Below are 20,040 nucleotides of genomic sequence, written 5' to 3'. Positions count from 1 at the left end.
GTTGTTCTGGCGGGGTGTTTGCCTCGGTGAATGCAGAATTGTTCAGTGCCTGTTCCAATGTGCCTATGGCTTGATTCAGATCGCCTTTTGCTGATTGGGCCAAAGCCAGCGTATGGCGCAAACAGAAATCATCATGTTTTGCCAGCGTGTCCTCGGCCAGCGTGATCGCAGAATCGATTTCCCCGGCTTGAAGTCGGCTGATGCAGAGGGCATCGGCAATTCCGGCTATCCGTGGGGACTGTTCATCTGGCAGCCAATGCAGCAACCAGGTCAGTTCCGCTGTATCCACGCGGTCCTGAAGCCACCGTTCGGTATAAAACCAGTCGGTGACGCTTCTGATTGAAGCAGGCTCGATATGTTCACGAGAAGCTTCCGTCGTGTTCATCAGCGAGAAGCTGGCTTTAAGTGAATCGGGAAGTTCGGCGGGTGGGGTGATGGGGGTCATGTGTCTGTTTTGATGTTCAGTGAATGCTGCAGTTTATCAGACGTGGTTTCTCATGCTGTCCATGATGAAAAATCAGGGTGCAAAAAATCCCCGATCTATCTGCGATGCTGCTAGTATGCGCGCCGGAGTTGGTCAGACTGTCGCGGCGTAGCAATACGCGGAGGAAAGTCCGGGCTCCATAGGGCAGAGTGCCAGGTAACGCCTGGGCGGCGTGAGCCGACGGAAAGTGCAACAGAAAATAAACCGCCGAACGGCATCGCAAGATGTGCGTGGTCAGGGTGAAACGGTGCGGTAAGAGCGCACCGCATCCGTGGTAACACGTGATGGCTAGGCAAACCCCACTCGGAGCAAGGCCAAATAGGGAAACGATGGCGTGGCCCGCGCTGTTTCCGGGTAGGCTGCTTGAGGGCATCGGTGACGATGACCCCAGATGAATGACAGTCTTCGACAGAACCCGGCTTATCGACCAACTCCCTCCCATCTCTGCCGCCATTCGGCGTCATTTTTAGTTCAATCTGTGTCGCCTCTACCGAAACTCGCTGGCGTGAATGCCTGCGATTTTTTTCTATTTTTTCAATTGTTTATATTGATCTTTTTGTTCTTTGGCCTGTTCTTGGCTCAAGAATCGATCCGATCGAATTTTTTGTCTGGTCAAATAATCACCAGGCATCTTCGCAAGCTTTGTTAGCAATAGTTTGTAACCCACTGTTTTAATCGGAAAAATTGCGCGCGCTTTTCCTGTGAAGTCGATGTAACTCTATGTGATGTAAAGAGAAATCACCAAACCCCTCTTGTTTGCAGGCAGGTGTGTCGATATAGTGCATCTGTGTGGGAAAATGTGGGGAGCAGTGGGAAAAAGTGTTTAAGGGAATCACCAACCTGAATCTCGATGGAAAGGGACGTTTGGCCATGCCAACGCGCCATCGGGCGGCTTTTGCCGCGGATGAAGGTCAAATGGTGATGACCATCGACGCACAAGAGCGCTGCCTGTTGATCTATCCCTTGTCCACCTGGTTGATTATCGAGCCACAAATCGACGCACTCCCTTCCTTTAATGCGCAAGCAAACCGCGTCAAGCGAATGCTGATCGGTCACGCTACAGAGATCACACTCGATTCCGCCGGGCGCATTCTCGTGCCGACGGAGTTAAGAAGCCATGCCGAACTCGAGAAAGAGGTCGTGTTGTTGGGCCAAGGCAAGAAACTTGAGCTCTGGTCTCAACCGAACTGGGCTGCACAAACCGAGGCTTTCCTCAGTGAATCCAATGACGGCACCCTGCCAGCCGCACTGGAGGCTATTTCCCTATGAACAGCATCCCGGTGAGCGCGCAGGAAAAGGCGCAAGACTTGACCCATGAAACCGTCCTGCTCAACGAGGCGGTAGAGGCTCTGGCCGTGCGCCCCGATGGCGTTTATTTCGATGCGACGTTCGGGCGTGGCGGTCACAGCACCGCCATTCTGGCGAAGCTGGATGAACGTGGACGATTGTTTGCGACCGATCGGGATTTGCGCGCACTGGTCATGGGCGAGGCGCTGGCTTCAAAGGATGCTCGTTTTCAGATTCATCATGTGGACTTCTCATCCGCTGCCCAATGGCTGGTGTCAATGGGGTTGCTGGGCAAGGTGGATGGCGTCTTGTTCGACCTCGGTGTTTCCTCGCCTCAGATCGACGAAGCGGAGCGCGGATTCAGCTTTCAGCAAAACGGTCCACTTGATATGCGCATGAACCAGCAGGCTGGACAAACCGCTGCCGAATGGCTCGCCCAGGCAGAAGAAGAGGAAATCGCCAACGTCCTGTATCGACTGGGTGACGAGAAGTTTTCACGGCGTATCGCCCGCCGCATTGTCGAAACCCGCGGTACCCACCCGCTCACCACCACCTTCGATCTTGTTCGTTGCATCGTCGAAGCGACACCCCGCCGTGACCCACGCAAGCATCCGGCCACCCGTAGCTTTCAGGCCATCCGGCTGTACATCAATCGTGAACTGGACGAGATAGCCGCCGCGTTATCTCAGGTTGTGGACTTGCTATCGGTTGGTGGCCGTCTGGTCGTGATCAGCTTTCATTCGCTGGAAGACCGGATCGTCAAGAACTTCATCCGCGACGAAAGCACAACGGATAAGGACTTTTTCGGACAGCCCGTGGGGACGGCGCGTTTGTCCCGCGTGGGTGGCTCGATCCGCGCCTCGGCGGAAGAAATTGCCCGCAATCCGCGGTCGCGTAGCGCCATCATGCGTGTGGCGGAGCGTGTGGCATGAAATTTCTGGTCGGCATTCTGGCTTTGGCAGTGTTCCTGTCTGCTTTGGCGGTGGTGGATACCGCCCAGCGGGATCGTGATCTGACACGCGCACTCAGTATCCATCGTCAGGCCATCGAGAAATTGAACGTGACCTATGCCGAACTCCAGTTGGAGCAGGGTGCGCTGGCGGCGCAGGGGCGTGTGGATCAAATTGCGCAGACCCGGTTGGACATGCACGTGCCTTCAGCCGACCAGGTCACGATGGTGTTCCGATGAGCCGGGTCATCCATCCTGCAAATCAGCGCCGTCCGGCTCCGATGGAGAAGGGCGCCTTGTGGCGTTTCTTTGATTGGTTCGGCGGCTGCTGGCGTACCGTGATCGTGCTTGGCTTGTTTGCTGTGCTCGCCTTGATCCTGGTCGGGCGAGCGGTACAGCTTCAGGTGAGTGAGCAAGGCTTCTACGTGCAGCAGGGCGGGGATCGTCAGCAACGGTTACAGGTGATTCCGGCCCATCGCGGCATGATCACCGACCGTAACGGCGATCCACTTGCCATCAGTGTGCCGATGGATGCTGTCTGGGTGAATCCGACCGAATTGACCCGGTTTTATGCCGCACGCAACACGCCTTCGGCCAGGAAATATGTCGACCAGGACCCGATTAAAACCTTGGCGAGTCTGCTCAAGATTCCGGACGCCAGCTTGCGCTCTCTGGTGGCAGATAACCGCAGCAAACAGTTCATTTATGTGCAGCGTCAGGTTCGGCCCAGTGTGGCGGCGGCCATCCGCGCGGCCAGACTCCCCGGCGTAGGCCTGCAACGGGAATATCAACGTTTTTATCCCACGGGCGATGCAATGGCTTCATTGGTCGGATTTACAAATATTGATGATCAAGGGCAAGCCGGACTGGAAGCCAGTTACAACAACTATCTGGCCGGTGTGGCGGGGCGGCGGCTGATACTCAAGGACGCCTACGGTCACGAGGTGGATGACCTCGGCGTACAGAAAGAAGCTCAGCCGGGGCACGACTTGGTATTGTCGATCGATAAGCGCTTGCAGTACCTGACCTACAGCGAATTGGCCCGAGGTGTTGCTGCCAACCACGCCGAATACGGTTCAGCCGTCCTGATGAATGTGGTGACGGGCGAAGTGCTGGCGATAGCAACGGTGCCATCGTTCAACCCCAACAACCGCGCCACGATGCAACCCGCTCTGACGCGAAACCGGGCGCTGGTCGATCAGTTCGAGCCCGGCTCATCCATGAAGCCGTTCACGATTACGGCTGCGCTGGAAAGTGGCCGGTGGCAGCCGGATAGCACCGTGAATACCACACCGGGCTGGGTTCGCATCGGCGGTTACACCATTCGGGATCATCGTAACTATGGCGTGCTGGATCTGCGCGGCATTCTGGAAAAATCCAGTAATGTCGGTGCGAGTCATATCGGTGAAGATCTGGGCGCCGAGGCCTTGTGGAAGAACATGCGCGCCTTCGGTTTCGGTCAGGAGACAGGCGTGGGTTTCCCCGGCGAGGTGGCCGGGCGGTTGGAAAATTGGCGGCAGTGGAGTGTGAGCGGTACCGCCGCGCATTCCTACGGCTACGGTCTGAGTGTGACGACCTTGCAACTTGCCGCAGCCTACGCTGCATTGGCGAATCATGGTCGGTACATCCACCCCAGCCTGCTCAAGCGCGATGCACCGTCGAGCTACGTGCAGGCGGCCCCGGCGCAGTACTGTGATGAGGTCGTCTCGATGTTGCAGGCAGTCGTCAGCCCGCAGGGCACTGCACCCAAGGCACGCATTGCTGGCTTCCAGATTGCCGGGAAAACCGGGACATCACGCATGATCGGCCCCGACGGTACCTATTCGAAAGACAATTACAACACGGTATTTGCAGGTATTGCGCCTGCCAGTGATCCACGCCTGGTGCTGGTCGTTGTGGTGACCGATCCGCAGCAGGGCAGTTATTACGCGGGCGACGTGGCGGCTCCGATCTTCCACGGCATCATGTCTGGCGCTTTGCGGATGCTGAATATCCGGCCCGACAACCTGCCGAACGAACCGGCGGAAGTGACGACGGCTTCAGTGCCGTCGTCTACAACTGCAAACGAAAAAAAACGGGCGGGTGGCGCATGAGCATGCTTCCCTTCAGCCCTCGTACGGTCGGTGAAATCCTGTCCGCGATGAATCTGCAGGTGGCAGATAACGTCGGCTCTGCAACCGCCCATGTCTTTACAGATGACTCGCGCGAGGTTGTTCCGGGTGCCGTGTTCATTGCGCGCTCAGGGGTTCAACCGAATATCGAACCATTCATCAGCCAAGCGTTGGCAGCAGGCGCGGTGTTGGTTGTGACCGAAGCGGATTATGCCGACCCGCGGGTGATTCGGGTTGAGGCTGTCCATTCGTTCGTGCGCCAAATGGTCGGTCGGATTTGTGCCGTGAATTTCGATGGCTTGACGATAATCGGCATCACCGGAACCAACGGCAAAACCAGTGTCGCTCAATTCATCGCCGGGGCATTGAGCCGTAGCGGTGCGCCACATACCGCATCGATCGGCATGATCGGCACGTTGGGCGCAGGCTTGTGGTCGCCGGGACTTGAGCACGTGCAGTCAACGGCGAACACCACGCCCGGTTTGCTGGAAACATTGCGTTATGCGGTCGATTTCATTCGTCAGGGCGTGCGCTACGTCGTGATGGAGGTCTCCTCTCATGCGCTGGCGCAAAACCGCTTGCAGGGTCTGCCGATCCGCATGGCGGTGTTTACGAATCTGTCGCGCGATCATCTCGATTATCACGGCACGATGACCGAGTACTTTGCAGCAAAAACCAAGCTGTTCGCCTGGCCCGGATTGCGTGCAGGCATCATCAATTTCGATGAGCCGGAGGCCGATGTCTTGTTCGAGGCGCTGAGCGAATCCGCCGATTGCTGGGCGTATGGACTGGGCGATCCGGATTGGCGTGTCGCCGATTGCCAGCAGATTCGGGTGACTTCGATCAAGGCGCTGCCCAAGGGCCTGGATATTCAGGTACGCACGCCGCTGGGCGAAGCCCGATTGCAACCATCGCTGGTCGGCTTGTTCAATGGTTCCAACATCATGGCCGCGCTGGCGGCGGTACTGGCCTTGGGCATGCCGCTGGATACGGCGATCAAGGCGCTCGATCAGAGTATGCCGCCACCTGGCCGCATGCAGATGATCACCTTGCCGAATGGTGCGCGGGCGTTGGTTGATTATGCGCATACGCCGGATGCGCTCGATCAGGTCTTGCGGGCCCTGCGTGATCATCGAGACGCAGCAGGCAAAATCATTTGCGTGTTCGGTTGCGGTGGCGATCGCGATCGCGGCAAGCGTCCATTGATGGCCCAGGCAGCAGAGCGGTTGGCCGATCAGCTCGTCATGACCTCAGACAATCCGCGCAGTGAAGCGCCAGAAACGATTATTGCCGAGATGTGCGCGGGCCTGACCGCGCCGGATGCCGCCCAGAATACTGTAATGATCGAGCTCGATCGCAGAAAGGCCATTGAGTCGGCCCTGATGCAGGCCAAACCCGGTGATTGGGTCCTGATTGCAGGCAAAGGTCATGAGACCACTCAGGAAATCCGGGGCCAACACCTGCCTTTCGATGATGTCGCTGTCGTGCACGATTGGATTGCGCAACAAGGGTATGTCGGGGCAAAACGCTTCGCAGGGGGTGCCGTATGATGCGTGCGTCCCTGCATCAGGTGGCTGACTGGCTGAATCAATCACGCCCGCTGCCTGATATCGCCATTCAAGGTGTGAGCACGGATACCCGTACCTTGGTGCCGGGGAATCTGTTTGTTGCACTCAAAGGCGAACGATTCGACGGTCACGATCATCTGTCGGCTGCTTTGGCTGCAGGTGCGGCTGCGGCGGTTGTTGCCCGGTTGAATCCTAAAGTTGATATCTCTCAGATACTTGTGGATGACACGCTGGCTGCGCTGCAAACCCTCGGAAAATGCTGGCGCGATCAGGTCGATCCCTTTGTGATTGCCATTACCGGCAGCGCGGGTAAAACCACGGTCAAGCAGTTGCTGGCATCAATGTGCGCTCAAGTTGGTGCCACGCGGGCGACTGTCGGCAACCTCAATAACGACATTGGTGTGCCACTGACCCTGCTTTCTCTGGATTTAACCGATCAGTTCGCCGTGATTGAAATGGGCGCGAACCACGTGGGTGAAATTGCCCGGCTGACGGCGCTCGCTCGCCCCGATGTGGCCCTGGTGACCATGGCAGGTACCGCGCACGTAGGCGAGTTCGGTTCCATTGATGCCATCGTTCGGGCCAAGGGTGAACTGTATGCCGGCCTGACGCCGGACGCCAAGGCCGTCATCAATCTGGATTCGTATGGTGCCGATCGGTGGTGGGCGCATTGCCCAGCGCATCGATCTGGCTTTTCGTTGGCCGGTGTCGGGCGCGCACGTTGGGCTGGCGAATACGACACCGCCACGAGCCGGCTTAGCGTGTTTGAAGACGGGCAGCCGATGCTGAGTGAACTCGCCTTGCCGTTGCCGGGTGCTCATAACGCGACCAATCTGTTGGCGGCTATTGCGGTGGCCCGTACGTCGGGCTTGTCGCTTGAAGCCATCACCAAGGGCTTGCGTGAATTCACGCCACCACCTGGCCGGATGAGTCTGGTTCGGTGCTCCGATCAGCTCACCGTGATCAACGATACCTACAACGCCAATCCCGAATCCATGCGGGCAGCGCTCGATTATCTGGTCAGTCTGCCCGGTCGGCACGTAGCAATTCTGGGCGATATGGGCGAGCTGGGCGACCAGACCGACGAGCTGCACGAATCGCTGATTCGTTACGCGCAGACCTTATCTCTTTACGGATTATTCACCCTGGGCGAAGCCATGAACAAGGCGATCACATCGACCCGGCCGGAACCGGCGCACACGCTTGTGCTTGCTGCCGACGAGCCGGAAATCATTGCTGAAAAACTGATGCCTTTGCTGGATCGGGTGGAGCGTGATTCGTCCGCAAAGATGCCCGTAACAGTTTTAGTGAAAGGATCACGCTTTATGCGCATGGAACGGATGATGAACTGGCTCGTGCCTACCCACCCAGAGTCGGAGGCGCACTGATATGTTATTGATATTCTTCGACTGGTTGGCAAAATTCTACAGTCCGTTCGGCGTGTTTCATTACCTCACGCTGCGCACCATGCTGGGCGTGCTGACCGCATTGATCGTCGCCTTGTGGATCGGCCCGTCGATGATTCGCTGGTTGCAGTCGATCAAGGCCGGGCAACCCATCCGCAGTGACGGCCCCCAGTCGCATTTGTCCAAAGCAGGCACGCCGACGATGGGCGGTGCGCTCATTCTCGTGGCGATCGGTGCCGCCGTATTGCTCTGGGGTGATCTGTCCAACCGTTATGTTTGGATTGCCTTGCTGACTACCTTCGGCTTCGGCTTGATCGGTGGTGTGGACGACTACCTCAAGCTTTCCAAGCGCAACAGCAAGGGGCTGGCTTCCCGCTACAAGTATTTCTGGCAGTCGGTGATTGCGCTGATTGTCGCTGTCGTGCTGTTCAATATGGCCAAAACGCCGCAGGAAACCGGTTTGATTATCCCGTTATTCAAGGATGTGCTGATCCCGTTAGGTTTCGGCTACATCCTGCTGACCTATTTCGTCATCGTAGGTAGTTCAAATGCCGTGAATCTGACCGATGGTCTTGATGGCTTGGCGATCATGCCGACCGTGCTGGTGGCCGGCGGGCTTTCGGTTTTCGCCTATGTGACCGGTAATGCCAAATTCGCGATCTATCTGGGCATTCCCTTTGTGCCCGGCGCGGGCGAACTGGCCGTGTTCTGTGCGGCGATCGTGGGCGCGGGTCTTGGTTTTTTGTGGTTCAACAGCTACCCGGCGCAAGTGTTCATGGGCGACATCGGTGCGCTGGCACTCGGCGCGGCGCTGGGTGTGGTCGCGGTAATGGTGCGCCAGGAAATCGTGCTGTTCATCATGGGCGGGATTTTCGTGCTGGAAACCGTATCGGTGATGCTTCAGGTAGCCTCATTCAAGCTGACGGGCAAGCGGATTTTCCGCATGGCGCCGATTCACCATCATTTCGAACTCAAGGGCTGGCCTGAGCCGAAGGTCATTGTGCGGTTCTGGATCATCACCGTCATCCTGGTGCTGATCGGTTTGGCAACGTTGAAGGTGCGCTGATGGAAAAACACAGCCTCATTCTGGGTATGGGTAAGAGCGGGCAATCTGTGGCGCGGCATCTATCGCGTCTCGGCCTGCCGTTCGCGGCCGCCGATACCCGCGATGACGCTGCACTGCGTGCCGACTGGCTGGCGCAGTATCCAGAGGTTTGCGTCACCATGGGTGTCTTGCTCGAGTCGCTCCTGGATAACGTTGGGGAACTCATCGTCAGCCCCGGTATCGCGCTGGATTTGCCCTTGATCATGTCGGCACGGGCGAAGGAAATTCCCGTGCGAGGCGATATTGACTTGGCCCTGCATGCGACCGATTTGCCCGTGGTGTTGATTACCGGCTCCAACGGCAAGAGCACGGTGACCGCACTGGTCGGCGAATTGCTGAATGCGGTTGGCGTGTCTGCCGCTGTGGGCGGAAATTTCGGCACCCCCGCACTTGATTTGCTGGCTGCCGGTGTACAAGTGCTGGTGCTTGAGGTTTCCAGCTTCCAGCTCGAATCGACCGACTTTGACAGCTTGCCAGCCGCACAGATGCCGGTGGCCGCTACGGTGCTGAACATCAGTCAGGATCATCTCGATCGCCACGGCACGCTGGCGCACTACGCCACAATCAAGGAAACCGTACTGCATAAAGCGTGTCGCGCCGTATTGAACCGGGATGATCCCACGGTGGCTGCGATGGCGGAACGGGCCTCGGGCGAAGTGATCCGGTTCGGAACGGCTACACCGACACAACCGGGTGATTTTGGCTTGATGACAATCGCAGGTGAATCATGGCTGGTACAGGCCGTGGCAAATGCACCCGCACTTCAGATTCTGCCTGTCCACGAGTTGGCTCTGGCCGGACAACACAACCAGATGAATGTATTGGCGGCCTTGGCGTTGGTACAGGCGGCGGTACCCGGTGTCGCATTGACCGATGAACGTCTGCTCAATGTGTTACGTACGTTTTCGGGCCTGCCGCATCGCGCCCAAACCGTGGGTGTCATCGATGGCGTGCGCTATATCGATGATTCCAAGGCCACCAACGTCGGTGCGGCCGTTGCGGCCATTGTCGGTATGCAACCGCCCTTGGTACTGATTGCAGGCGGTCAGGGCAAAGGTCAGGACTTTACAGCCTTGGCCGAATCGCTGGTCGGGCGTTGCGCCGGAGTGGTTCTGTTGGGGCAGGATCAGGCGGTTATCGCCGAAGCGCTTTTGAACCAGCCAGGCGCAAAATGGCCCGTTTGTCGTGTGAACTCAATGATCGAAGCGGTTCAGGCGGCGGCAGATTTTGCGCCACCACAATCGACCGTGTTGCTGGCACCTGCCTGTGCCAGCCTCGACATGTTCACCAACTATGAGGATCGCGGCATGCAATTTGCCGCGGCTGTTGCTGCATTGTCCGCCAGATATGCAAATGGCACGGAGGTTACCTCATGAGCCTCACCGTGCAAAAACTGCTGCCCTGGTTGACTGCGACACCACAAGATGTGGAAAAAGTGCGCAACGAGAGCATTCGGCTTGATCCGATCCTGATGGTTGCCGTGCTGGCGCTGCTGGCGTGGGGACTTGTCATGGTGACTTCCGCCTCCATGGAATTGGGCGAACGTTTTGGCAATCCATTCTATTTTGTGATGCGCCAATCGATTGCGGTGGTACTCGGTGCCAGTGTCGCCGTCTGGCTCGTGTTGCGTCAGCCGATCGCTCGGTGGGTTGAATACAAGTTTTGGATTCTGATCGCCTCACTGTTGATACTGCTCGTGGTTCTGCTGCCGGGCATCGGGCATTCCGTGAACGGTGCCAACCGCTGGATTCCGCTGGGGCCGGTTAATATCCAGGTGTCCGAATTCGCCCGTTTAGGCTTCATCGTCTGGATGGCCGGTTACATCGCGACGCATACCATCAAGCTGCAAAACCGTATTACCGGGATGGCGGGGCCTGGCATTGTCATTTTCGCGGCGAGCTTATTGCTGTTGCTGCAACCGGACTTCGGGACGACCGCCGTGCTCGCTGCCACCTTATTCGCGATGGCCTGGTTGGCGCGGGCGCAGTGGCAGATGATGGTGGGGTCCACCGTGGTCATGAGTCTGCTGGGCGTCTTCGTCGTGCTTTCTGAGCAATACCGTATCGAGCGCTTGCTGTCGTTCTCCAATCCCTTCGCCGACCCGTTTGGTCATGGCTATCAACTGGCCAATGCGCTGATTGCCATTGGCACGGGCGGCGTCTGGGGGCGTGGCCTGGGTGAGAGCGTACAGAAACTCTCCTATCTGCCCGAAGCACACACCGATTTCATTTTCGCAGTATTGGCAGAAGAGCTGGGGTTGGTCGGCGTGATTGCACTGATTGCCTTGTATGGCCTCATCGTCTGGCGCGGGTTTGCGATTGCCAGCATGGCGTGGAAGGAAAATCAGATTGCCGGTGCGGCGCTGGCCTGGGGCATCAGTGTCTGGATAGGTATGCAGGCGCTGATCAACATGGGCGTGAATATGGGCGTGCTACCGACCAAGGGGCTCACCTTGCCGCTGATGAGTTATGGCGGTTCGGCCATGATCGTGGCATTGATTTCTCTGGGTTTTTTGATGCGGGTGCATCACGAGGCGGCCATGGTGGCCGAACTGCGTGAAGCGCAAATGATGAAGCGACAGCAGGATGCATCGATGCGGACAAAGGAGGTGTCATTATGATCGGTCAGGAAAAACCTCTTGTTTATGTGATGGCCGGTGGTACGGGCGGACACGTCATCCCCGCATTGGCCGTGGCTCGTGGCCTTGCCGAAAAAGGCTACGCCATTCGCTGGCTGGGCACCACCGCGGGCATTGAGGCGCGACTCGTGCCGGAAGCGGGCTTCCCGATTGACTGGTTGAAGATTGGCGGCTTGCGGGGCAAAAACCTGCTGACTCGCCTATTGACGCCCTGGCGACTTATCTGTGCTGTGTTCGTGGCAAGAAAATATTTTGCCCGCAACAAACCCGCCCTTGTTCTGGGCTTGGGCGGTTATGCCTCCGGGCCCGGTGGATTGGCTGCGCGTTGGTTGGGTATCCCGCTGGTGATTCACGAACAAAATGCAATCGCGGGATTAACGAATCGTGTGCTGGCCCGAATCGCCAACCAGACGCTTGCCGCCTATCTCAATGCGTTCCCGCATCCACCGCACAACTTCACGGTTGTCGGTAATCCGGTGCGCCCGGAAATTGTGGGGATGCCCGGTGTGGCGCAGCGACAGATCGGTCAACGTGGCCCGGTGCGTGTTCTGGTCCTTGGCGGAAGTCTGGGTGCGAAAGCACTCAACGACACGGTGCCATCCGCACTGTCGCGGGTCAGCCAGCAGGTGCCGATTGCCGTATGGCATCAAACCGGGGCCAAAAACCTCGAATCCACTCAGACCAATTACACGCAATGCAAATGGGCGAACGGCAGCGATTATCGCGTCGTGCCGTTCATTGATGATATGGCACAAGCCTATGCCTGGGCAGATTTCGTGATTGCTCGTGCGGGTGCCTTGACTGTGGCCGAGATCAGCGTGGCAGGCATAGGGGCCCTGTTCGTGCCGTTCCCGCATGCCGTCGATGATCATCAGACGTACAACACCGAACCGCTGGTTCAATCCGGCGCTGCACTATTAATGCAGCAGCGGGATATGACTGTGGAGCGATTGGTCGATTTGCTTATTCCTGTGCTCGGTGATCCAGCTCGGTTACAAGAGATGGCACAGGCCGCTCGCGACCGTGCGTTGCCCAAGGCATCGGAAACCATTGTGCGCATCTGTATTGAAACCATGAAAAACAAGGCGGCTGCGAATGATTAACCCCGCCATGATTAATTCTGTCGGAGGCACCCATCGCCCTGTCGCCGATATCCGTATGCGGCAACTACGGCACCTGCATTTCGTCGGTATCGGCGGAGCGGGGATGAGCGGTATTGCTGAGGTGATGAAAACCCTGGGATTCACCGTGACGGGATCGGATGTAGCGGAGTCCATGGCGGTTACCCGGTTGCGCCAACTCGGTATCCCGGTACAGATCGGCCATGCGGCTGAACATGTGGCCGATGCGGACGTCATCGTGATTTCCACAGCAGTCAAGGCGGATAACCCCGAACTGGCGGCGGCCCAGGCCAAACGCCTGCCGATTGTTCGCCGTGCAGAAATGCTGGCCGAACTGATGCGCTTTCGGATCGGTCTTGCCGTGGCGGGTACGCATGGTAAAACCACGACGACTTCATTGTTGGCGGCGATTCTGGCCGAAGCAGGTTGGGATCCAACCTACGTGATCGGAGGCAAGCTGTTGTCCAGCTCGTCCAACGCACGGCTGGGTCGTGGCGAATATCTGGTGGCCGAGGCAGACGAGTCCGATGCCTCGTTCCTGCACCTACAACCGCATGTCGCCATCGTGACCAACATTGATGCCGATCATCTTGAAACCTACGAAGGTAACTTCGAGCGGTTGGTAGATCACTTCATCGAATTCCTGCATAACCTGCCGTTCTACGGATTGGCGGTGCTCTGCGCCGATGATCCGGTTGCCGCGGGAATCACTGCGCGGGTTGGCCGACAGGTGCTGACCTACGGTATTGATCAGCCCGCCGACGTTCGTGCAACCGAGGTGTACTCGGATGGTTTTGGCAGTCGCTTCGTGGTTAATCTGCCGAATCAGACTCAATTCGATTGCCGTCTGGCCATGCCGGGGCGGCATAACGTGCTCAATGCGCTGGCGGCAATTACCGTTGCGCAGGATCTGGGCGTGCCGGTGGCCGCCATTCAGCAGGCGCTGTGCGGATTCCAGGGTGTCGGTCGTCGGCTTGAGCGTCGTGGCGAGTTGTCGATCAAAGGCAAGATGCTGCCATTGATCGATGATTACGGCCACCATCCGCGCGAACTGGAGGCTACCCTTCAAGCAGTCCGCGCGGCTTGGCCGGGCGTGCGACTGGTCGTGATTTTCCAACCGCACCGGTTCAGCCGGACCCGCGATTTGTTCGAGGATTTCGTGCGTGTGTTATCCACACTCGATCACCTGATTCTCCTGGATGTCTATGCAGCAGGCGAAGCAGCGATTGCCGGGGCCGATGGCCGTAGCCTTGCGCGCGCGATTCGTAACCGCGGTCAGGTCGATCCGGTGTTTGTCACAGGTACGGATGAGGCGGCGGCCGTGTTGCCAGACATCATTCCGGAAAGCGAATTGGAGCAGCCCATGCTCGTTCTCACATTGGGTGCCGGCAATGTCGGTAGCCTGCCTGCGCTGCTGTTGAACCGGTATGGAGGGCAGAGCCATGCGTAATCCCTCTGTATTTGGTCGGGTGCTGCTGCTGCTGGGCGGTTGGTCGTCTGAGCGGGTGATTTCGCTTAAAAGCGGTGAGACCGTTCTTGGCGCGTTGCAACGTGCAGGCGTCGATGTCACGGCTATAGATGTCCGGCACGATTTTCTGCCCGAGTTGTTGGCTGCACATCAGGCCAAGCCATTCGACCGTGCGTTCATCATTCTACACGGCCGTGGTGGCGAAGATGGTCAGATTCAGGCCCTACTCGATCTGCTGGGTATTCCGTTTACGGGCACACCGATGGGTGGTTCCGCCATTGGCATGGACAAGCTCGCCTGCAAGCGGATCTGGCGCGGGGAAGGCTTGCCGACGCCACCTTGGGCCATCGTCTCAACAGAGACCGAAGCGCATCGCGCACTCGAATCCCTTGACTTGCCGGTGATGGTCAAACCGGTAGCCGAAGGGTCGAGCGTGGGTGTTGCCAAGGTGGATCGCCCGGATCAGTTGGCGGCTGCTTTTCACGAAGCTGCACGATATGGACAGGTGATGATGGAGCGCTACATCCGTGGTGGCGAATACACCGTGTCACTACTGGGTGGCCGCGCACTCCCGGCGATTCGGCTTTCTACGCCGCACGATTTTTACGATTTTGACGCCAAGTATCTGGCAAACGATACCGAATATACCATTCCGAGCGGCTTGAGTGCAGAGGAAGAAGCCGCCATGCAGGCCATCGCGCTAGAGGCGTTCGAACAGATTGGCGGGGCAGGCTGGGGGCGGGTTGATTTCATGCGTGACGAGCAGGGTCAGAACTGGTTGATCGAGGTCAACACCGTGCCCGGCATGACCGATCACTCGCTGGTACCGATGGCGGCCCGAGCGGTCGGGATCGGGATCGAGGAATTATGTCTGAGTATTTTGGCGCAGACGCTGCCTGCCGAGTCGAAATCAACCGAGGACGTCGCCGATGATCAGGAACGCGATTGACAATGGCCGCTGCAGCACGTCCCGTTCAGGCCAGGCCAAAAACACCCTCGTTGCGCGAGCAGTGGGATGCAGTCCTGCTGCTGGCCATGCGTCTGCTGACGGTGCTGTTCAACTGGGCTATTACCTTCGCGTTGCTTGGATTGTTGGGGCTCGCGGGTTGGGGCTTCTGGCAGAAGCTTCAGGTGCCGGTGACGCATATTGTCGTGCAAGGCGCGACTCCCGAGGCGAGTGCGGAATGGGTCCGGCAGGATTTGAGCGCCATCACGGGTCAGGATATCTGGCAAGTCGATCTCAACGCCGTACAGGCGCTGTTGCTGAAGAACACCTGGCTAACCCACGCCGATGTGCGTCGGGTCTGGCCGGATACCTTGGTGGTCGAGATCGCGATTCATCATCCGATCGCGCATTGGCAGGGCGATCAGCTGCTGGATTCCGATGGTTCGGTGTTCCAACCAAATGGTATGTCACGTGGTCTGGTCGATACCGAGGCACTGCCCAACCTGGGTGGGCCGGATGGGAGGCAGTGGGCGGTGTGGGAACGTTATTTGTCGCTCAAGCCCGCATTAGCCGCCGAAGGGCTGGAAATGACGGGATTGATCGAGAACTCACGTGGGTCGCTGGATGTGATGTTGCAGGGCGGTACGAAAATCCGTCTGGGTGTGGAGCAGATCGAATCGCGTCTGCAGCGTTTGCTGGATGTGTATCAGAAAACGCTGGCGGGCAAGCTCGATCAGATTGCTGTGATCGATCTGCGTTACACCAATGGATTTGCTGTGCAGTGGCGGAATCCGCCTGCGGCACCGGTGAAAAAGAAATGATGCCAATAACCTGGAAATTAACCTGGAAATCGAGATAAGCACATGGCAATTGCAGTGAGAAAGGGAGAACGGGATTTGGTGGTCGGCCTGGATGTGGGCACCAGTAAGGTCGCCGCATTGGTGGGTGAGTATGACGCCGATGGCAACTTGAGCCTGATCGGTTTTGGACAGTCGCCCACCAACAAGGGGTTGCGGCGAGGATCTGTCGTTGATATCGAATCGACATCCTCCGCGATTCAGCGCGCGATTGTCGCCGCTGGGGCTATGTCGAACTGTGAGATCGGATCGGTATGGGTCGGTGTAGCCGGAGATCATGTCATTAGCATGGATTCGAAAGGCATGACGGGAACCGCCGGGAGGGAGATCACCACAGCGGACATCCAACAAGTCGTGCAGTCGGCCAAGGCCGTCAAGATTCCGGACGGGCAACAGATTCTGTACAGCGAACCTCAGGAATTCCGGATTGATGGTCAGGATGGTATTCGCAAGCCGCAGGGTATGACAGGGCATCGCCTTGAAGCGGACGTACACATCGTGACGACGGCCACGAACAACGTTCAGAACATCGTCAGGTGTGTGGAGCGTTGCGGTCTGGCGGTCACTGGTACTGTGCTTGACCCGATTGCAGCCGCCACTGCGGTACTCAACGACGATGAAAAAGAACTGGGTGTGGCCCTGATTGACATCGGTGGTGGCACCACCGATATCGCCATCTATACCCGAGGCGCGCTGCGCTACACCACCGTGCTGCCGATTGCCGGCGAGCAGATCACCAACGATCTGGCGTATGGCCTGACCACGCCACCGGCACAAGCTGAAGAAATAAAACGTAAATTCGCCAGTCTGCACCCGCTTGATGATCGGGCTCAGGAAGAAGAAATTGAAGTGCCCGGTGTAAGCGGCCGTCAGCCCCGACGGATTTCACGCGACACCATGATGCGCATTTGCCGTCCGCGCGTGGAGGAAATCCTGGGCTATATCCAGGAAGCCATCCGCCGCTCCGGATATCACGAAATGATCAATGCGGGCGTGGTGCTCACTGGCGGAACCGCCGCGATGCCCGGCCTGGTGGAGCTTTGCGAAGATTTTCTGCAAATGCCCACCCGCCTTGGTTTACCACAAGGCATCAGTGGCAACCACGACGCATTAAAGAGTCCTGCCAACGCCACCGGCGTCGGCTTGATCCTGCATGGCCGGAGAATGGAGGCTCAGGGCGGAATCCCTGCGCCCGTCGGCGTGCAAGCTGAACCCGCGCTTGACCGGCTGAAACGCTGGTTCAAGGAACTTTTTTAACGTGTTTTCATCCCGCCAATGGCCCAACCCATTGAATTTTATATTTGTTTGAAGGAGACGACATCATGACTTGGAATATGGTAGAAGTTCAGCACGAAGGCGCAAAAATCAAAGTGATCGGCGTTGGCGGCGGCGGCGGCAATGCCGTAGCCCACATGCTGACCAAAGAACTGGAAGGCATTGATTACATCTGCGCGAATACCGATAGCCAAGCCCTGCGCAAAAGCCAGGCGCATTCCCAGTTGCAAATCGGCGGCAACATCACCAAGGGCCTGGGTGCCGGTGCCGATCCCGAGCTCGGTCGTCAGGCTGCGCTGGAAGATCGCGAACAAATCCAGGAAGCCATCAAGGATGCCAACATGCTGTTCATTACGACCGGCATGGGCGGCGGTACAGGCACGGGTGCAGCCCCTGTCATTGCGCAGATCGCCAAAGACATGAACATCCTTACCGTCGCCGTGGTGACACGTCCGTTCAGCTTTGAAGGGAAAAAACGCACCAAGACCGCGCTCGAAGGCATTGCCGAACTCGAGAAACAGGTTGATTCACTGATCGTGATTCCCAATGACAAGCTCACCGCCGTTATGGGCAAGAGCGCCTCTCTGAAAGATGCCTTCGCCTCGGCCAATGAAGTTCTTTATACTGCCGTGTCCGGTATTTCCGAACTGATTACCCGTCCGGGTGAAATCAACCTCGACTTCGCCGACGTGCGCGCCATCATGACCGAAAAAGGTACCGCCATGATGGGTACCGGTATCGGCCACGGCGATAATCGTGCCGCCGAGGCAGCCGAAGCCGCCATTCACAGCCCATTGCTCGACGACATTAACCTGACCGGAGCCGAAGGTATTCTGGTCAACGTCTCGTCGAATGGAGATCTTTCGATCGGCGAATTCATGGAAATCGGTGAACTGGTGCAGGCACTGGCAGGCGACGAAGCGCTGGTCAAAGTCGGTACAGCGATTGATGAAAGTCTGGAGGGTTCGCTGCGTGTCACCCTGGTTGCAACGGGACTGGTCCGCAATACCGCGATCGCAGAAGAACGCAAACCACGTGTCGTCGTGCATAACGAGAGCCCGCGCGCAGCTGTTCCAGAGCAGGAAGCACAAGCAGCGCCGGTACGCCACGCCGTGGTCCAGGTTCGTGGGAATACCGCGATCAATATGGACGTGATCGATATTCCTTCGTTCCTGCGTCAACAGGCGGACTAATCCATTGAGTCAAGGTTGGTTAAACCCGCGATACTGACGAGAGTGCGGCATGCGAAGGCATGAGCCGCCCTGTCGAGGGCTGCAGCGAATTCCTGTTCGCGTTTCGGCCTGTGCGAGTTTCGGCATCGAATAGATGTTGAAGCACGGCATCTGGGCGCCCTGATTTTAAGCTTGGGTTTTGGCCACATGATTGGGTAAAAGGCCGTCATTCATCCGGTCGGTTCTGTCGTCTCCGGAGCAGGACGGGTGAAGTGATGTCATCGACCGCACAGCAAGGTTGGGCTTGCCGTGCGGTTTTTTTCCACCTCTAATTTTTGAAAACCGACTGTGTTGAACTCAGTGCCGAACTTGCTTTTGGCATCTATTGACAGTGCAGGCATGGTGTCGAGGGAGCGACCCGTCACTTTTTTGGCGGGCTGCGGTGGCTGAAGCCTGTGTTTGGCTGATTCACGAATGGTCAGTGGTCGTGTGTTTTACTTTCTTGAATCCGCCACGATAGCGTTGTTCCTGTTTGAATTTTGCTCGAGTAATCCGTCAGAGGAGAGTGCATAGAGTACATGTTGGGGGACAATGAGTAGGCCCTGTGCGTTGGGGATGGCCTCGATATGTATCACTGGCGCGGTTCCCCGCACACCACCGAATATGGTGGCGAACGCGGAGTCGGCCGCGTCTCTGCCTGTACCAAGGCGCACAAACCCCATTGGGATGGCGACGCCAGATGGATCGAAGATATACCAGCGGTCGCCCAGATAGACCTCAACATAGGCATGGAAGTCGGTTGGTCCTAGAGCGGGATCGGCGCCATAGTCGATACCAGTGACAAAACGTGCGGGTATGTTGACTGCCCGGCATAGGGCAATCATTAAATGAGCAAAGTCACGGCATACGCCAACTTCTTCGACCAGGGTGTCGACCGCACTCGTGTTGCTTGTTGATGAATTGGAAAGGAAGGTGACTCGATTCATTACCCAGTCGCGGATGGTCTGCACGCGTTCATAACCCTGCCACAACTGACCGAACTCTTTAACAGCCAATCGGTGCAACCGGTCAGACTGGCAGTATCGGCTGGGATAGATGTAAGGCAGCACTGAACCCGGCAAGTTCGCCACGGCAACCTCTCCGAGCTCAGCAGGTTGTGCTGTGTGATGTTCCACATCAACGGTGGCGTCATACCGCACTGTCAGCGGTCCCGCAAAAGCCTTGAGGCGCAGAAAGCGGGTGTGCGTCATCGGGTCGGTATACGCACTCGATGGCAAATTTTGGCTGACATTTAGCGACTCGCTCACCACCGTTTGATTTGGAGTTTGAGCTGCGTGGATGCTGAATATGAAATCGCAACCGGGAGGATCGATTTCGTAATTCAACTCAATCGAGAATTTGAGCCTAGGCATAGTGGGAATCCATTGGAATCAAGTTGCCTTTAGCTGGGGGCACAGAACACTGTGAGATCTTCAAGCTTTATAACATGGAAGACAATTGAGCAAGAAAAAATGTGTTAGCCCAAAGCCGTAATGTCCCCTTTGTCCAATTCTAAAATGTCCCCTTTTGATTTCGGGAGGGGTGATGGCAGAGGAGCATATTACGATGAGTTACCAAGAGGTCGACCGACTGGGGGTGATCCAGCAGGTGGTA

General features: G+C 57.4%; 17 protein-coding genes and 1 other RNA gene. 16 read left to right on the top strand and 2 right to left on the bottom strand.

Annotated elements, in window-relative coordinates; all coding sequences use genetic code 11:
• A partial coding sequence (locus tag M7R55_RS04600; RefSeq protein WP_298218937.1) for a hypothetical protein occupies nucleotides 1-445 on the bottom strand: 445 nt, incomplete at its 3' end.
• Nucleotides 446-569: 124 nt separating this feature from the next.
• On the opposite strand from M7R55_RS04600, the gene rnpB reads away from it, so the two are divergent.
• The 16 genes from rnpB (at nucleotide 570) to ftsZ (ending at nucleotide 18,408) form a co-directional block, all read left to right on the top strand.
• An RNA gene (gene rnpB, locus M7R55_RS04595) (RNase P RNA component class A) lies at nucleotides 570-923 on the top strand.
• Between the two features lie 380 nt (nucleotides 924-1,303).
• The gene (mraZ, locus tag M7R55_RS04590; protein ID WP_298218935.1) at nucleotides 1,304-1,753 is read left to right on the top strand and encodes a division/cell wall cluster transcriptional repressor MraZ; all 450 of its coding nucleotides are present in this window, start codon (nucleotides 1,304-1,306) and stop codon (nucleotides 1,751-1,753) included.
• A complete protein-coding gene (gene rsmH, locus M7R55_RS04585) occupies nucleotides 1,750-2,703 on the top strand; it encodes a 16S rRNA (cytosine(1402)-N(4))-methyltransferase RsmH (protein WP_298218933.1) in 954 nt (317 codons plus the stop codon). The genes mraZ and rsmH overlap by 4 nt, the downstream gene beginning before the upstream one ends.
• The gene (gene ftsL / locus M7R55_RS04580) at nucleotides 2,700-2,960 is read left to right on the top strand and encodes a cell division protein FtsL (protein WP_298218931.1); all 261 of its coding nucleotides are present in this window, start codon (nucleotides 2,700-2,702) and stop codon (nucleotides 2,958-2,960) included. Before rsmH ends, ftsL begins: the two co-directional genes overlap by 4 nt.
• Nucleotides 2,957-4,813, top strand: a complete 1,857-nt coding sequence (locus tag M7R55_RS04575; RefSeq protein WP_298218929.1) for a penicillin-binding transpeptidase domain-containing protein — start codon at nucleotides 2,957-2,959, stop codon at nucleotides 4,811-4,813. Before ftsL ends, M7R55_RS04575 begins: the two co-directional genes overlap by 4 nt.
• Nucleotides 4,810-6,381, top strand: a complete 1,572-nt coding sequence (locus M7R55_RS04570) for a UDP-N-acetylmuramoyl-L-alanyl-D-glutamate--2,6-diaminopimelate ligase (protein ID WP_298218926.1) — start codon at nucleotides 4,810-4,812, stop codon at nucleotides 6,379-6,381. Before M7R55_RS04575 ends, M7R55_RS04570 begins: the two co-directional genes overlap by 4 nt.
• Nucleotides 6,378-7,787 carry a UDP-N-acetylmuramoyl-tripeptide--D-alanyl-D-alanine ligase gene (gene murF / locus M7R55_RS04565; RefSeq protein WP_298218925.1) on the top strand — a complete coding sequence of 470 codons (1,410 nt, stop codon included), beginning with the start codon at nucleotides 6,378-6,380 and terminating at the stop codon, nucleotides 7,785-7,787. The genes M7R55_RS04570 and murF overlap by 4 nt, the downstream gene beginning before the upstream one ends.
• Before the next feature lies 1 nt (nucleotide 7,788).
• Nucleotides 7,789-8,871 carry a phospho-N-acetylmuramoyl-pentapeptide-transferase gene (mraY, locus tag M7R55_RS04560; protein ID WP_298218924.1) on the top strand — a complete coding sequence of 361 codons (1,083 nt, stop codon included), beginning with the start codon at nucleotides 7,789-7,791 and terminating at the stop codon, nucleotides 8,869-8,871.
• On the top strand, nucleotides 8,871-10,286 hold the full coding sequence (gene murD, locus M7R55_RS04555) for a UDP-N-acetylmuramoyl-L-alanine--D-glutamate ligase (protein ID WP_298218922.1): 1,416 nt from the start codon (nucleotides 8,871-8,873) through the stop codon (nucleotides 10,284-10,286). The genes mraY and murD overlap by 1 nt, the downstream gene beginning before the upstream one ends.
• Nucleotides 10,283-11,530 carry a putative lipid II flippase FtsW gene (gene ftsW, locus M7R55_RS04550; protein ID WP_298218920.1) on the top strand — a complete coding sequence of 416 codons (1,248 nt, stop codon included), beginning with the start codon at nucleotides 10,283-10,285 and terminating at the stop codon, nucleotides 11,528-11,530. The genes murD and ftsW overlap by 4 nt, the downstream gene beginning before the upstream one ends.
• Entirely contained in the window at nucleotides 11,527-12,651 is a 1,125-nt protein-coding gene (murG, locus tag M7R55_RS04545) for an undecaprenyldiphospho-muramoylpentapeptide beta-N-acetylglucosaminyltransferase (RefSeq protein WP_298218919.1), read from the top strand. Before ftsW ends, murG begins: the two co-directional genes overlap by 4 nt.
• Complete coding sequence (murC, locus tag M7R55_RS04540) at nucleotides 12,644-14,119, top strand: UDP-N-acetylmuramate--L-alanine ligase (RefSeq protein ID WP_298218917.1); 1,476 nt, start codon at nucleotides 12,644-12,646, stop codon at nucleotides 14,117-14,119. Before murG ends, murC begins: the two co-directional genes overlap by 8 nt.
• Nucleotides 14,112-15,086, top strand: coding sequence for a D-alanine--D-alanine ligase (locus M7R55_RS04535; protein WP_298218915.1), 975 nt, complete (start codon nucleotides 14,112-14,114; stop codon nucleotides 15,084-15,086). Before murC ends, M7R55_RS04535 begins: the two co-directional genes overlap by 8 nt.
• A 2-nt stretch (nucleotides 15,087-15,088) precedes the next feature.
• On the top strand, nucleotides 15,089-15,904 hold the full coding sequence (locus M7R55_RS04530; protein ID WP_298218913.1) for a cell division protein FtsQ/DivIB: 816 nt from the start codon (nucleotides 15,089-15,091) through the stop codon (nucleotides 15,902-15,904).
• 42 nt (nucleotides 15,905-15,946) lie between these two features.
• A complete protein-coding gene (ftsA, locus tag M7R55_RS04525; protein WP_298218912.1) occupies nucleotides 15,947-17,197 on the top strand; it encodes a cell division protein FtsA in 1,251 nt (416 codons plus the stop codon).
• Between the two features lie 65 nt (nucleotides 17,198-17,262).
• Nucleotides 17,263-18,408 carry a cell division protein FtsZ gene (ftsZ, locus tag M7R55_RS04520; RefSeq protein WP_298218911.1) on the top strand — a complete coding sequence of 382 codons (1,146 nt, stop codon included), beginning with the start codon at nucleotides 17,263-17,265 and terminating at the stop codon, nucleotides 18,406-18,408.
• A gap of 473 nt (nucleotides 18,409-18,881) precedes the next feature.
• On the opposite strand, the gene M7R55_RS04515 is transcribed toward ftsZ, so the two are convergent.
• Nucleotides 18,882-19,799 (bottom strand): transglutaminase family protein, encoded by a 918-nt coding sequence (locus M7R55_RS04515; RefSeq protein WP_298218910.1) that lies wholly within the window; start codon nucleotides 19,797-19,799, stop codon nucleotides 18,882-18,884.
• Between the last annotated feature and the right edge of the window lie 241 nt (nucleotides 19,800-20,040).

Source organism: Halothiobacillus sp. (assembly GCF_027346185.1).
Taxonomy (GTDB): domain Bacteria; phylum Pseudomonadota; class Gammaproteobacteria; order Halothiobacillales; family Halothiobacillaceae; genus Halothiobacillus.
This window is presented reverse-complemented; position numbering and strand designations above follow the sequence as displayed.

What these genes read in the sequence shown, in the direction of transcription:
- rsmH (WP_298218933.1), top strand. Translation starts at nt 1,750, where the DNA reads ATGAACAGCATCCCGGTGAGCGCGCAGGAAAAGGCGCAAGACTTGACC.
- ftsL (WP_298218931.1), top strand. Translation starts at nt 2,700, where the DNA reads ATGAAATTTCTGGTCGGCATTCTGGCTTTGGCAGTGTTCCTGTCTGCT.
- M7R55_RS04575 (WP_298218929.1), top strand. Translation starts at nt 2,957, where the DNA reads ATGAGCCGGGTCATCCATCCTGCAAATCAGCGCCGTCCGGCTCCGATG.
- M7R55_RS04570 (WP_298218926.1), top strand. Translation starts at nt 4,810, where the DNA reads ATGAGCATGCTTCCCTTCAGCCCTCGTACGGTCGGTGAAATCCTGTCC.
- murF (WP_298218925.1), top strand. Translation starts at nt 6,378, where the DNA reads ATGATGCGTGCGTCCCTGCATCAGGTGGCTGACTGGCTGAATCAATCA.
- mraY (WP_298218924.1), top strand. Translation starts at nt 7,789, where the DNA reads ATGTTATTGATATTCTTCGACTGGTTGGCAAAATTCTACAGTCCGTTC.
- murD (WP_298218922.1), top strand. Translation starts at nt 8,871, where the DNA reads ATGGAAAAACACAGCCTCATTCTGGGTATGGGTAAGAGCGGGCAATCT.
- ftsW (WP_298218920.1), top strand. Translation starts at nt 10,283, where the DNA reads ATGAGCCTCACCGTGCAAAAACTGCTGCCCTGGTTGACTGCGACACCA.
- murG (WP_298218919.1), top strand. Translation starts at nt 11,527, where the DNA reads ATGATCGGTCAGGAAAAACCTCTTGTTTATGTGATGGCCGGTGGTACG.
- murC (WP_298218917.1), top strand. Translation starts at nt 12,644, where the DNA reads ATGATTAACCCCGCCATGATTAATTCTGTCGGAGGCACCCATCGCCCT.
- M7R55_RS04535 (WP_298218915.1), top strand. Translation starts at nt 14,112, where the DNA reads ATGCGTAATCCCTCTGTATTTGGTCGGGTGCTGCTGCTGCTGGGCGGT.
- M7R55_RS04530 (WP_298218913.1), top strand. Translation starts at nt 15,089, where the DNA reads ATGGCCGCTGCAGCACGTCCCGTTCAGGCCAGGCCAAAAACACCCTCG.
- ftsA (WP_298218912.1), top strand. Translation starts at nt 15,947, where the DNA reads ATGGCAATTGCAGTGAGAAAGGGAGAACGGGATTTGGTGGTCGGCCTG.
- ftsZ (WP_298218911.1), top strand. Translation starts at nt 17,263, where the DNA reads ATGACTTGGAATATGGTAGAAGTTCAGCACGAAGGCGCAAAAATCAAA.
- M7R55_RS04515 (WP_298218910.1), bottom strand. Translation starts at nt 19,799, where the DNA reads ATGCCTAGGCTCAAATTCTCGATTGAGTTGAATTACGAAATCGATCCT.